Origin of the sequence: Amycolatopsis sp. cg9 (assembly GCF_041346945.1) — a bacterium.
Classification (GTDB): domain Bacteria; phylum Actinomycetota; class Actinomycetes; order Mycobacteriales; family Pseudonocardiaceae; genus Amycolatopsis.
Window position 1 is genome coordinate 8127022 of sequence record NZ_CP166850.1, and the last position, 11875, is coordinate 8138896.

At 74.9% G+C, this 11875-nt stretch carries 14 protein-coding genes and 1 tRNA gene; 7 read left to right on the forward strand and 8 right to left on the reverse strand.

Annotation, left to right across the window (positions count from 1 at the left end):
* Positions 1-87: 87 nt before the first annotated feature.
* On the reverse strand, positions 88-432 hold the full coding sequence (locus AB5J73_RS37695; RefSeq protein WP_370963585.1) for a hypothetical protein: 345 nt from the start codon (positions 430-432) through the stop codon (positions 88-90).
* Positions 433-613: 181 nt separating this feature from the next.
* Between AB5J73_RS37695 and AB5J73_RS37700 the strand changes: the two genes are divergently transcribed.
* The 3 genes from AB5J73_RS37700 to AB5J73_RS37710 all read left to right on the forward strand — a co-directional run bounded on the left by AB5J73_RS37700 (position 614) and on the right by AB5J73_RS37710 (position 3090).
* A complete protein-coding gene (locus tag AB5J73_RS37700) occupies positions 614-1873 on the forward strand; it encodes a cation:proton antiporter (protein WP_370963586.1) in 1260 nt (419 codons plus the stop codon).
* A gap of 94 nt (positions 1874-1967) precedes the next feature.
* Complete coding sequence (locus tag AB5J73_RS37705; protein ID WP_247023071.1) at positions 1968-2150, forward strand: CsbD family protein; 183 nt, start codon at positions 1968-1970, stop codon at positions 2148-2150.
* A gap of 67 nt (positions 2151-2217) precedes the next feature.
* On the forward strand, positions 2218-3090 hold the full coding sequence (locus AB5J73_RS37710; protein ID WP_370963587.1) for an alpha/beta fold hydrolase: 873 nt from the start codon (positions 2218-2220) through the stop codon (positions 3088-3090).
* Here the strand turns inward: AB5J73_RS37710 and AB5J73_RS37715 are convergent.
* From AB5J73_RS37715 to AB5J73_RS37725, 3 genes are all read right to left on the reverse strand, one after another.
* Entirely contained in the window at positions 3087-4808 is a 1722-nt protein-coding gene (locus AB5J73_RS37715) for a SelB C-terminal domain-containing protein (RefSeq protein WP_370963588.1), read from the reverse strand. The two genes, AB5J73_RS37710 and AB5J73_RS37715, sit on opposite strands and share 4 nt — an antisense overlap.
* The gene (selA, locus tag AB5J73_RS37720) at positions 4799-6082 is read right to left on the reverse strand and encodes an L-seryl-tRNA(Sec) selenium transferase (RefSeq protein WP_370963589.1); all 1284 of its coding nucleotides are present in this window, start codon (positions 6080-6082) and stop codon (positions 4799-4801) included. Before selA ends, AB5J73_RS37715 begins: the two co-directional genes overlap by 10 nt.
* Positions 6082-6176: transfer RNA gene (locus AB5J73_RS37725), tRNA-Sec, on the reverse strand. Before AB5J73_RS37725 ends, selA begins: the two co-directional genes overlap by 1 nt.
* Before the next feature lie 54 nt (positions 6177-6230).
* Here AB5J73_RS37725 and selD point away from each other — a divergent pair.
* Both selD and AB5J73_RS37735 read left to right on the forward strand, forming a co-directional pair.
* Positions 6231-7223 carry a selenide, water dikinase SelD gene (gene selD / locus AB5J73_RS37730; protein WP_370963590.1) on the forward strand — a complete coding sequence of 331 codons (993 nt, stop codon included), beginning with the start codon at positions 6231-6233 and terminating at the stop codon, positions 7221-7223.
* Positions 7224-7257: 34 nt separating this feature from the next.
* Positions 7258-7470 carry a DUF2795 domain-containing protein gene (locus tag AB5J73_RS37735; protein WP_370963591.1) on the forward strand — a complete coding sequence of 71 codons (213 nt, stop codon included), beginning with the start codon at positions 7258-7260 and terminating at the stop codon, positions 7468-7470.
* A 3-nt stretch (positions 7471-7473) separates the two neighbouring features.
* On the opposite strand, the gene AB5J73_RS37740 is transcribed toward AB5J73_RS37735, so the two are convergent.
* Positions 7474-7764 carry a ribosomal protein L7/L12 gene (locus tag AB5J73_RS37740; RefSeq protein ID WP_370963592.1) on the reverse strand — a complete coding sequence of 97 codons (291 nt, stop codon included), beginning with the start codon at positions 7762-7764 and terminating at the stop codon, positions 7474-7476.
* A 54-nt stretch (positions 7765-7818) separates the two neighbouring features.
* Between AB5J73_RS37740 and AB5J73_RS37745 the strand changes: the two genes are divergently transcribed.
* Complete coding sequence (locus tag AB5J73_RS37745; RefSeq protein ID WP_370963593.1) at positions 7819-8385, forward strand: isochorismatase family protein; 567 nt, start codon at positions 7819-7821, stop codon at positions 8383-8385.
* A 309-nt stretch (positions 8386-8694) separates the two neighbouring features.
* Here the strand turns inward: AB5J73_RS37745 and AB5J73_RS37750 are convergent, their stop codons facing one another.
* From AB5J73_RS37750 to AB5J73_RS37760, 3 genes are read right to left on the reverse strand one after another with little or no spacing between them, the layout of a single operon-like run.
* Entirely contained in the window at positions 8695-9027 is a 333-nt protein-coding gene (locus tag AB5J73_RS37750; protein ID WP_370963594.1) for an antibiotic biosynthesis monooxygenase, read from the reverse strand.
* A gap of 45 nt (positions 9028-9072) precedes the next feature.
* Positions 9073-9975 carry a serine hydrolase gene (locus AB5J73_RS37755; protein ID WP_370963595.1) on the reverse strand — a complete coding sequence of 301 codons (903 nt, stop codon included), beginning with the start codon at positions 9973-9975 and terminating at the stop codon, positions 9073-9075.
* Positions 9972-10841, reverse strand: coding sequence for a LysR family transcriptional regulator (locus AB5J73_RS37760; protein ID WP_370963596.1), 870 nt, complete (start codon positions 10839-10841; stop codon positions 9972-9974). The genes AB5J73_RS37755 and AB5J73_RS37760 overlap by 4 nt, the downstream gene beginning before the upstream one ends.
* Before the next feature lie 107 nt (positions 10842-10948).
* On the opposite strand from AB5J73_RS37760, the gene bla reads away from it, so the two are divergent.
* Positions 10949-11857 carry a class A beta-lactamase gene (bla, locus tag AB5J73_RS37765; RefSeq protein WP_370963597.1) on the forward strand — a complete coding sequence of 303 codons (909 nt, stop codon included), beginning with the start codon at positions 10949-10951 and terminating at the stop codon, positions 11855-11857.
* Positions 11858-11875: the final 18 nt, after the last annotated feature.

Here is an 11875-nt window from a genome sequence, read left to right on the forward strand (position 1 = left end):
ACCGACCGGCGTGGGCAGGACCACTCCGACGGCGACCCGGACCGTCTCGGCGCCCGGCTACTCGAGCCGGCCGCCGCGGAAACGCCGTCAGCCGCGCAGCGCGACGTTCAGCACGTCCCCGGCGTGGTCGAGGCAGTCCGCGCAGATCACCGCGTCCCGCGCGGCGCAGTCCACCCGCAGCAGCGGGCGCCGCAGGCCGAGGAACGTCCGGCGTTCGCGGCGGCCGCAGAAGTCGCAGACCGCGGCCAGCGGCGACGTCACCGCCGCCAGCACGTCCCCCGCCGGGGTCTCGCGGTCCGCGCCGTCGCGGATCACCCGCAGCCCAGCCCGCACGCAGTCCAGGCAGATCGGCCCGGCCCGGCCGGGCACCCGCAGGTCGCGGACCCGGCCGCAGAACCGGCACGGCCGGCCGGCCCCGTTGCTCGCCGTCACGCCGCCTCCTCACCGGTTTCGCCGCGCGCACACCGGGAACCCCGGGCGCGGCGCACCCTGACGGCCCACGCTACTCCCGCGCGGCCGATCCGGGGCGCCGGCGGACCCGGCTCACGCTCGGCCGGGTCCCGGCACGGACCTCCCGCCCGGGTGGCACGGCACGAGCGGGCAGGAGGAACCCTTGTCGTCGTTGACGGTGCTGTTCGGCGTGGCCGGCCTGCTGGCCCTCGCCGCGGCGATCGTCCCGAAACTCGTCGCCGACCGGCCGTTTTCGGTGCCGCTGGTGATGCTGATCGCCGGGATCGTCCTGGGCCTGCTACCGCTGCCCGCGCCCTACGGCAACGGCTGGAGCGACCCCGCCGCCCACCTGCACGGCGTCGAATCCTTCACCCAGCTCGGCATTCTCGTCGCGCTCGCCGGGGCGGGCCTGTCCGTCGACCGGACGTTCGGGCTGAAGCGCTGGGGCTCGACGTGGCGGCTGCTGGCGCTGACCATGCCGTTGTCGATCCTGGCGATCGCCGCGCTCGGGTACTGGTGGCTCGCGCTCGCCCCCGGCGTGGCGCTGCTGCTGGCCGCGGCGCTGGCGCCGACCGACCCGGTGCTGGCCGGCGACGTCGGCGTGCCGCACCCCGACGTCGAGCCGGACCTGGCCAGGAACAACGAAATCCGGTTCACGCTGACCACGGAAGCCGGGCTCAACGACGGCCTGACCATGCCGTTCGTCCTGCTCGGCCTGGCCGTGGCGGGAAGCAAGCCGGACCTCGGCCTCTCCTGGGTGCTGGTGGACCTCCTGCTGCCCGTCGCGATCGGCGTGCTGGTCGGCCTGCTCGCCGGCCGCGGCCTCGGCTGGGCGATCTTCCACACCGCGTCGGACCGGCTGCGGCTGGCCGAGTACGGCGACGGCCTGGTCCTGCTGGCGCTCGCCTTCCTGCCGTACGCGCTGGCGGAACTGGTCCACGGCAACGGGTTCGCCGCCGTGTTCGTCGCGGCGGTGGTCGTCCGCAAGCTGGAGCGGGAGCACGACTACCACGGCGTCCTGCACGCCTTCGGCCACCAGCTGGAGCGGTTGTTCGTACCGCTCGCCCTGCTGGGGCTCGGGCTCGCCATCGGCGACGGGCTGCTGCGCGGCCTGCGGGTGCTCGAAGTGGTGCTCGCCGTCGTCGCGGTCCTGGTCGTGCGGCCCGTGCTCGGCTGGCTCTCGCTGCTCGGCAGCTCCGCCGGACGCCCGGCCACCGCGGCGATCGCGTTCTTCGGCGTCCGCGGCATCGGCACGCTCTACTACCTCGCCTACGCGCTCAACCGGCTCCCGGTGCCGCAGCAGGACGTGCTCTGGCGGGTGGGCGCGCTCGCCGTCGCGGTGTCGGTGCTGGTGCACGGCGTCCTCGCGGAGCCGGCGATCCAGCGGATCGAACGGATGGGCGGCCACCTGCCGTCGACCTGATGTGTAGACCCGCGATGGCCGGGTAACCGCGTGTCAAGGCCCTCTTGGCGACTGGCCGATCCGGAAATGTCGCCGCGATGGAAGGTGCACCCCGATGAACGACAAGATCGAGAACAAGGGCGAAGAGCTCAAGGGCCGGGCCAAGGAAGCCGTCGGCGACGCCACGGGCAACGAGCAGTGGCAGGCCGAGGGCAAGTCCGACCAGGCCAAGGGCTCGCTCAAGCAGGCAGGCGAGAAGATCAAGGACGCCGTCAAGGGCGTCAAGGACAAGAACTGACCCGTACTTCCGCTGCCGCACCCCGGTCTCCCCGGGGTGCGGCAGCCTTTTCGCGCTGGGGCAACGCATGTACGACGGCTTCACGCTCGACCACGTCGACGTCGGCGACGTGACCCTGCGGGTGCGCCACGGCGGTTCGGGCCCGCCGGTCCTGCTGCTGCACGGCCACCCGCGCACGCACACGACGTGGCACCGCGTCGCCCCGCGGCTCGCGGAGCGGTTCACGGTGGTGTGCCCGGACACCCGCGGGTACGGCGCGTCGACGAAACCGCCGACCGATGCCGAGCACACCCCCTACAGCAAACGCGTCATGGCCGCCGACTGCGTCGCCTTGCTGGCGCACTTCGGGCATTCCCGGTTCTTCGTGGCGGGTCACGACCGCGGCGCGTACGTGGCGACGCGGCTGGCGCTCGACCACCCGGCCGTGGTCCGCGGCGCGGCGATCCTGGACGCCGTCCCGATCGGTGAGGCCCTCGCCCGCTGCGACGCGCGGTTCGCGCGCGAGTGGTTCCACTGGTTCTTCTTCGCCCAGCCGGAAAAGCCCGAACGGGTGATCACCGCCGACCCCGACGCCTGGTACAACGTCGGCACCAAGAACACGCCGGAACGCCTCGGCGAGGCGAACTTCGCCGACTTCCGCCGCGCGATCCACGACCCGGCGACGGTCACCGCAATGCTCGAGGACTACCGCGCGGGCCTGGGCGTCGACCGCGCCCACGACGACGCGGACCAGGCCGCCGGGCGGCGGATCACCTGCCCCGCCATGGTGCTGTGGTCGAGCGACGACGACCTGGAAGACCTCTACGGCGACGTCCTGGCCGTCTGGCGGCCGTGGACGACCGATCTGCGCGGGCACGCGATCAAGTCGGGGCACCACATGGCCGAGGACAACCCCGAAGCGCTGGCCACCGCGCTCGGCGAGTTCTTCGGCGGGGTCTAGCGCACCCGGCGGGTCCCGTCGCCGAGGGGTTCCGTGCGGCCCGCCGCGTCGAGGCGTTCCAGCAGGGGGATCATCACGCGCCGGGTGCTGTCGAGGGCTTTGCGCGCCTCGGAAACCGTGAACGGGCCCGGCAGCCGGCGCAGCTCGGCCACCGCGCGGTCCGCCGCGTCCGGGCCGAGCACGACCCCTTCGGCGAGCGCGGTCAGCCGGCCGAGGCGCGCGGCCGCGGCCAGTTCCCGCCGGCCGAGGCCCAGTGCCCGCAGTTCGTCCGCCTCCGGCGCGCGGAACGGGTGCTCCGCGAGCCGCTTCGCCACCGTCTCGAGCGCCTGCTCCACGGCCGCGGCGAGACCGGCGCCGGGCCGGCGGACGAGCCCGCCCGCCACCTCGAACCCGGTGCCCCGCAACACCGGGACGACCAGCTCCGGCGCGGGCAGGCCGAGTCGCTGCCGCAGCGCCTCCACCGGCACGCCCGCCGCGGTCCGGTCCCAGCCGCCCACGATCCCGGCCGCTTCCGCGCGCAGGGCGGCGAGCCGCTCCTCGTCCGCGCACCAGCCGCCCAGGCGCGCCCCCGTCTCGGACAGGCCCATCGCGGCGAAGTCGGCCGCGCGGACGAAACCGTGGCGGCGCAGGTAGGTCCGGGCGAGGTCGGGGTCGGTCAGCTCACGGCCGCGGTCCCGGGCCGCCCCGCGGCGGGACAACGGGGGCGGGCGGACGTCCAGGACGTCGAACCCGGCGGCGATCCGGTGCTCCCCCGGGTCGCGCACCAGGCCCCGGTCCCCGACGCGCAGCGGCAGCGCGGTGCTCGTCGTGAGCCGCGCGGTGTCCGTCCCCAGTGGACGGACGCGCACCGGCAGCGCCGCCGTGCCCAGGTGCAGCACGAGGTTCCGGTGCAGGTCGGCGGCGGCCGCGCCGCGCAGCCGGACGTCGAACTCGGCCGTGGTGCGCCACCGATCGGGCGTGAGCAGGACGTCGCCCCGGCCGGCGCCGGCCCGCGCGGTGCCCCGGAGGTTCACCGCCACCCTGGCCACGGCGCCGACCCGGTCGTGGGGCTCGCCGAGCGCCTGCAGGCCGCGGACCTTCACCGGTGCCGTGCCCAGCCGCAGCTCGTCGCCGACCGCGATCGTCCCGGCGGCCAGGGTGCCGGTGACCACCGTGCCGGCGCCGGACACGGTGAAGGCGCGGTCGATCCACAACCGGACGTCGGCGTCCCGGTCGGGCGCGGGCAGGCCGCCGGTCAGCACGGTGATCGACGTGCGCAGCTCGTCGAGGCCGTCGCCGGTCCGGCCGCTGACGGCCACGCTCGGCACGGTGCCCAGCGACGTCCGCGCGATCTCGCCGAGGGCCGCCCGGGTGGCCGCGGCCGGGTCGGCCCGGTCGGCCTTGGTGACGACCAGCAGGCCCCGGCCGACGCCGAATGCGTCCAGCGCGGCGAGGTGCTCGGCCGACTGCGGCATCCAGCCCTCGTCCGCGGCGACGACGAACAGCACGGCGGGCGCGGGGCCGGCCCCGGCGAGCATGTTGGGGACGAACCGCTCGTGACCCGGCACGTCGACGAACGCGACGTCCTCGCCGCCGATCCGCGTCCACGCGAACCCGAGGTCGATGGTGAGGCCCCGGCGGCGCTCCTCGGCCCACCGGTCCGGCTCCATCCCGGTCAGCCGCCGGACCAGCGTGGACTTCCCGTGGTCGACGTGGCCGGCGGTGACGATCACCCGCATCGGCGGACGGCTTCCCGCAGCTTCGCGTCCTCGTCCGGCCGCACGGTCCGCAGGTCGAGCAGGCAGCGGTCGCGCACGACCCGGCCGACGACCGCCGGCTCGCCCGTCCGCAGCGCCGCCGCGTACCGCGCGGGCAGGCTGACCGCGGCACTGGGCAGTTCGACGCCGGGCGCGCCCCCGCCGCCGACCGCGGCGACCGAGCCGACCGCTTCGGCACCGAGGTCCCGCAGGCTCCCGGCCAGGGTTCCGGCCCGGCGTCGCAACTCGCCGACGGACGCTTCGAGCGCGGCGCGCACCGGCGGTACCGGGCCGCGCAGCGTCGCTTCGAGGGCGGCGAGGGTGAGCTTGTCGACGCGCAGGGCCCGGGCGGCGGGGTGCCGCCGCAGCCGCTCGACGACGGCTTCGTCGCCGAGGAGCAGCCCGGCCTGGGGACCGCCCAGGAGCTTGTCCCCGCTGGCGGTGACGACGGTGGCGCCCGCCCGCAGCGCGGTCGCCGCGTCCGGTTCGTCCGGCAGGAGGGGGTGCGGGGCGAGCAGGCCGGACCCGATGTCGGCCACGACCGGCACGCCGAGCTGCGCGAGTTCGCCGAGCGGGGCTTCCGCCGTGAACCCGGTGACCCGGTAGTTCGACGGGTGGATCTTGAGCACGAACCCGGTGTCCGGCCCGAGCGCCGCGGCGTAGTCCCGGACCGACGTCCGGTTCGTGGTGCCGACTTCCCGCAGCCGCGCGCCCGTCGACGCCAGGAGGTCCGGGATGCGGAAGCCGTCGCCGATCTCGACCAGCTCACCGCGGCTGACGACGATCTCGCGGCCCGGGGCCATGGCGAGCGCGCAGAGCAGGAGGGCGGCCGCGTTGTTGTTGACGACGTGGACCGCGCCGGCGGCCGGCACGGCGGCGGCCAGGGCGGCGAGCGCGCCGCGGCCGCGCCGGGCCCGATCACCGGTCGCGAGGTCGAATTCGACGTCGGTGGCGCCGCCGGCCGCGACGAGGGCGTCGAGCGCGGCGGCCGAAAGCGGGGCGCGGCCGAGGTTCGTGTGCACGACGACGCCGGTCGCGTTGATCACCGGCCGCAGCGAAGACGCGCTCCCGGGCAGCCGCGCGAGCACGGTGGCGGCGACGTCGGCCGGGGCGACCTCCCCGGCGCGCGCCGCCCGCTGGACGTCCTGGACGACGGACTTGACCAGGTCACGGCCGAGGTCGGCGGCGGCCTTGGCGATCCCGGGCTCGGCCAGGAGCGCGTCGGTGCGCGGGATCGCGCGACGCGGGTCAGGCATGGCGGAGGCGGACGGGAATCGAACCCGCCGGCGGCAGGACCTGCCGCCCGGCGATGTTGAAGATCGCGCCGGTCACCAGGCCGGATACGCCTCCCTGCACCATGGCAGCCATCCTGCCAAGTTCGCGGCAGGCGGGCACGATGAACCCGTGGGTTACCGACTGACGCAGTACGCGCACGGTGGCGGCTGCGCGTGCAAGATCCCGCCCGGCGAACTCGAAGCGGCGGTCCGCGGCCTCACCGGCGCCTCGCCCGCCGACCCGCCCGGCGAGCTGCTCGTCGGCCTCGACACCGGGGACGACGGGGCCGTGGTCCGGATCTCCGGGGACACCGCGCTCATCGCGACGACGGACTTCTTCACCCCGGTGGTCGACGACGCCTACGACTGGGGCCGGATCGCCGCGGCCAACGCGCTGTCGGACGTCTACGCCATGGGCGGCACGCCGGTGGTGGCGCTCAACCTGCTCGGCTGGCCGCGGGAGACGCTGCCGTTCGAGCTGGCCGCCGAAGTGCTGCGCGGCGGGCTCGACGTCTGCGGCGAGGCGGGCTGCCACCTCGCCGGCGGGCACAGCATCGACGACCCGGAACCGAAGTACGGCCTGGCCGTCACCGGCGTCGCCGACCCTTCGCGGTTGCTGCGCAACGACGCCGGCCGCGCCGGGCTGCCGCTGACGCTCACCAAGCCGCTCGGCGTCGGCGTGCTGAACTCGCGGCACAAGGCCACCGGCGAACGGTTCGAGCAGGCGATCGACGTCATGACGACGCTCAACGCCCCAGCGGCCCGCGCGGCGCTGGCCGCCGGGGCCGCGTGCGCCACCGACGTCACCGGGTTCGGCCTGCTCGGCCACCTGCACAAGCTGGCGCGGGCCAGCGGCGTCACGGCCCGGCTGGACCCGGCGGCGGTGCCCTACCTCGACGGCGCGCGCGAGGCGTTGCGCGACGGGTACGTCAGCGGCGGCACCCGCCGCAACCTCGACTGGGCCGGCCCGCACACCGACCTGTCCCGGATCTCCGCCGACGAGGCGTTGCTGCTGGCCGACGCGCAGACGTCCGGCGGGCTGCTGGTCGCCGGGGAGCTGCCGGGGTACCCGGTGATCGGGGAGCTCGTGCCGCGCGGCGAGCACACGATCGTCGTGGGCTGAGTTTCGGGCCGGGTGCGGCGGGTACGCGACGGGCATGCCCGCTCCCGAACGAACCAGCCTCGAACAGCACCTGGCCGAGACGGAGTACCCGTGCGGCCGCGAGGAGCTCCTCCGCCGCGCGGCCGCGGCCGGCGGCGGCGACTCGGTGCTCGGTTCCCTCGGCGGCCTGCCCGAGGCCGACCGGTACGAGAACTTCGACGCCGTCTGGGCGGCGGTGTCGGCCAAGCACATCGGCGGGGCGCCGTAGGGATCAGGCCAGGCGCTCGACGGCGTCCTTGGCGTCTTTGAGGTCGGCCCCGGTGCGTTCGCGGTAGACCTTGATCGCCTGGATCTTCCGGCCCTCCCGCACCAGCGCGACGACCTCCGCGAGCCCGGGCTCCTCGACGACCACCCCGAGCTTCTCGGCGATGGCGTCGAGCTTGGTTTCCACCCGCGCGAGCCGCCGATCGACCCGCGTCAGCCGCCGATCGGTGGCCGACGAACCCAGCCCGACGACCACGACCAGTACGACGACACCCAGCAACAGCATCCCGTAGTCCATGGCGGGCCATGCTACTTGCGGAAATTGTCGGTGGCGGTGGTTATCGTTTCGCCCATGACCACACTGACCGACCGCCCGAAGACCGCCCTGCTCGTCGTCGACGTCCAGAACGGCGTGATGTCGTCGGCCCACGACCGCTCGTCGGTCCTCGCCAACATCGTGACCCTGGTGGACAAGGCCCGCGCGGCCGGCACGGACGTGGTGTGGGTGCAGCACACCAGCGCCGAGCTGCCGCGCGACAGCGAGACGTGGGCGTACGTGCCCGAACTCGTCCGGCGGGAGCCGGAACCGCTGGTGCACAAGGAATACGGGGACTCGTTCGAGGCGACAGACCTGGAGGCGGTGCTGGCCGAGCGCGCGGTGGGCTCGCTGGTGGTGGCGGGCGCGCAGACGGACGCGTGCATCCGGTCCACGCTGCACGGCGCGCTGGCGCGGGGGTACGACGCGGTGCTGGTGTCCGACGCGCACACGACGGAGGACCTGTCGGCTTACGGTGCGCCGCCGCCAGGACAGGTGATCGCCCACACGAACATGTACTGGCAGTACCAGACAGCGCCGGGCCGGACCGCGGGCACGGTGACCACGGAGGAGGTGGAGTTCGGGGTGAAGGCACCGGCTTGAGGCCGCGGCGAGCCGGATCGGGTGCGGTCCGGCGGCTTCGGCCCGGCCGCCGGGATCGGCTGAGCCGCTAGGTGCGGCCGGTCGGCGGCGGCTTGTGACGGCGGTGCGGCGGCGGCAAACATGGGTCCGGTGCGGGCTGGCGGGCGGCAAAGTTCGCTTCGCCCACGGCCCGGCGAGCGGCAAATCTCGGTGCAGCCGCAGGCCCGCGGGCCGCAAAGATCGGTGCGCCCGCGGCCCGGCGGCCGGCAAGATCAGTGCGCGCGGCCCGGCGGCAATCGTCCGGGTGCGGCCGCAGCCGCCCGGCCCCGCTTACGCCTGCCGCGTGAAGCCGTAGGCGCGCTCCACCTTCGCGACCTCGATGTGGTAGCTCGCGTACCACTGCTCCCGTCCCCGGCGCTGCGCCTCGAGGTGCTCCGGGTGCTGCTTCCACGCCTCGATCGCCTCGGCGTCCCGGTAGTACAGCACCGTCAAGTCGCGGCCGTCCGCGTCGGTCTTCGACTCGCGGCCGAGGTAGCCCGGCTGAGCGCGGCCCAACTCGGCCATCCGCTGGTCCATCGCCGCGTAGCCGTCGAGGTTGGTCTCGTCCAGGGCGCTCGTGATGATCACCGCGTAGTACGGCGGTTCCGGTCTCGTGAAGGGCACCGACGGAGCGTAGGCCGACGCAAACCGCCGTCCCAAGCGGTTTTCTCAGGCGCCTCGCAGGTGGTCGCGCAGGGCTCGGGCGACGCGGGACATCAGGACGTCCGCCTCCGGCTGGAGGGCCGCCGGGACCCGGGATTCCGTCAGGGCCACCACCGCGAACACGCCGCCGTCCGCGTGCTCGACGACTCCGGCCTCGTGGCGCATGTTCAGCAGCGTTCCCGTTTTCGACGACCACTTCGCCGCGTCCGAAGCGAAGTCCGGGGTCAGGCGGTGGCGGATCACGTTGTTCGCCATCAGCTCGCGCACCTCCGCCGCCACCGCGGGATCGATCTTGGACGGCGTCCACAGCGCCTGCAGCAGCTCCAGCAGCGCCCGGGCGGACGCCGTGTTCGCGCGCGACACGTCGAGCTGGGCCAGACGGTGGCCCTGGCCCGCCGTTCCCGCGCCGATCGCCAGCGCGTGCGCCAGGTCGGCCTCGCCGGCGTCGAAGCGCTCGGCCGGGGTGTCCACCAGGTCGCGCAGCTCGTGCCGCAGCGCGATTCCGGTCAGGCCCCAGCCGGTCAGCAGCGCCGCCACCTCGGCCGGGGGTGTCAGGCCGAAGAGGACGTCGGCCGCCTGGCCGTCGCTGAGGCAGGTGCTGAGGTAGAGGAGGTCCGCCACGGCGATGCGGGCCGGGTGACGGAAGCGGGTCACGCCGATCGGGCCGGGGGTGGTGACACGACCGGGCGGGACCTCCAGCTGGGTCGCGCCGTCGAGCTCGCCGCGGCGGATGCGCTCCAGCGTCGCCGCCGCCAGCGGGACCTTGACCAGGGACGCGATCGGGTACTCGCGGTCCGGGTCGATCCCCACCTCGGCGCCCGTTCGCAGGTCGCGCACCAGGAACGAGCCGCGCAGGCCGCCTTCGTCCAGCTCCAGCCGCAAGTCGCGCACCAGCGCTTCGGTGCTCACGACTCGGCTCCGAGACAACGTCCGACAGCCGCGCGCAGCACCGTGCGCAGGCGCTCGGCGTCCTCGCCCAGCGTGGCCGCGACGCCGTAGCCGCGCGCCAGGTCGAGCTCGCCGATCGGCCGCCAGTGCAGCCCGAGCTCGACGGCCTGTGCGACCGAGCAAAGCAGCAGGTCCGCCGAGGCGAACACCTCCGCGGCCGCCGCGGTGAGCGAGCCGGCCACCGCGACCTGCGCCGGCGGGAGGCCGACTGCGTCGCGGACGCGCAGTACCCGGTCGCGGACGTGCGGGACGTCGTCCTCGGGCTGGATCCAGACTCTCCGCCGCCGGCCACCGGACCGGCCGGTCCGCAGCGTCTCGAGGTGCACCACCCGCGATCGCGGCGGCGCCACCCCGGCGACACCCAGCGGCACCGGCCACACGCCTTCCTCGGCCGGGACGGCGGTGAGCGCGGCCCGCACTTCGCTCGTCCGGACGAGTTCGGCCCGCTCCCCCGGCTCCGCGGCACGGAACTCCAGGTGGACCTCGAGCGCACGGGCTTCAGCGGCCAGTTCGGCGAGCCGGCGCACCCCGCAGGTGCCCGGCACGGCCACCCGCATCGGCCGCAGTCGCGCGCGCTGGGCGTCGTGCTCCAGGGAGTCGGCCAGCCGGACGAGCCGCTGGGCGGACGGGAGCAAGTCGCGGCCGAACGCGGTCAGCCGGGCGCGGCGGGTGGAGCGGTCGAAGAGCCGTTCGCCGAAGTGCCGTTCGAGCGCGGCGATCCGCCGGCTCGCGACCGGCTGGGGGATGCGCGCGAGCGCCGCGCCCGCCGTGAAGCTCCCCGTCTCGCTCACGCTCACGAACGCCCTGCAGCCGCCGACCAGGTCCACGACCTCACTCTATGCGCTTCCGGCATCAATCGGCGTGTTTCCGTCTTGGACAGCATGACCGAACGCGGTGAGACTGCGGATGTCGATCAAGACCGGAAGGAAGCACCGTGCCGTTCCCCCACGTCCGGTGGGCCGCGCTCGCCGCGCTGGTCCTCGTCCCGCTCACCGCGTGCGCCGCTGAAACGCCGGCCGCGCCGCCGGCCCCGGCACCGCCGTCGACGTCGTCGGTCGCGCCGGCGCCGCAACCGGACTTCGCACCGCTCGAACGCGACTTCGACGCCCGCCTCGGCGTGTACGCGATCGACACCGGCTCGGGCCGCGAGATCGCCCACCGGGCCGACGAGCGCTTCGGCTACGCCTCGACGCACAAGGCGTTCTCCGCCGCGGCCGTCCTCCAGCGCACGAGCATGGCGGGGCTGGCGAAGGTGCTGCCGTACACCCGGGCCGACGTGCAGGAGAACTCGCCGATCGGCGAAAAGCACGCCGGAACGGGGCTGTCCCTGCGCGACGCGATCGACGCGGCGTTGCGCTACAGCGACAACACCGCCGCCAACCTGCTGTTCCGCGAACTCGGCGGACCGGCGGGGCTGGCCGCCGCGTTGCGCGGGATCGGCGACACGACCACGCACGTCGACCGGATCGAGCCGGGCCTCAACGACCTGGCCCCGGGCGACGTCCGCGACACGAGCACCCCGCACGCGATGGCGACCGACCTGCGCGAGTTCGCCCTCGGCACGGCCCTGCCGGCGGAGCAGCGGACGTTCTACACGGACACGATGCGCGCCAACCTGACCGGCGCCGCGGTGATCCGCGCGGGCACCCCGGCGGGCTGGACGGTCGCCGACAAGACCGGCACGGGCGAGTACGCGACGCGCAACGACATCGCGGTCGTCTGGCCGCCGGGCCGCGCGCCGATCGTGCTGGTGGTGATGTCCGACCGCAAGACCGAGAACGCCGAGCACGACGACCGCCTGATCGCCCAGGCGGCGAAGCTCACCCTCGACGCCTACCGCTGACCGCCCGGGCGCGACGCG

Excerpts from the sequence above, each read along its gene's own strand:
- AB5J73_RS37705 (WP_247023071.1), top strand. The coding sequence starts at position 1,968 with ATGAACGACAAGATCGAGAACAAGGGCGAAGAGCTCAAGGGCCGGGCC.
- AB5J73_RS37710 (WP_370963587.1), top strand. The coding sequence starts at position 2,218 with ATGTACGACGGCTTCACGCTCGACCACGTCGACGTCGGCGACGTGACC.
- AB5J73_RS37715 (WP_370963588.1), bottom strand. The coding sequence starts at position 4,808 with ATGCGGGTGATCGTCACCGCCGGCCACGTCGACCACGGGAAGTCCACG.
- selA (WP_370963589.1), bottom strand. The coding sequence starts at position 6,082 with ATGCCTGACCCGCGTCGCGCGATCCCGCGCACCGACGCGCTCCTGGCC.
- AB5J73_RS37735 (WP_370963591.1), top strand. The coding sequence starts at position 7,258 with ATGCCCGCTCCCGAACGAACCAGCCTCGAACAGCACCTGGCCGAGACG.
- AB5J73_RS37740 (WP_370963592.1), bottom strand. The coding sequence starts at position 7,764 with ATGGACTACGGGATGCTGTTGCTGGGTGTCGTCGTACTGGTCGTGGTC.
- AB5J73_RS37745 (WP_370963593.1), top strand. The coding sequence starts at position 7,819 with ATGACCACACTGACCGACCGCCCGAAGACCGCCCTGCTCGTCGTCGAC.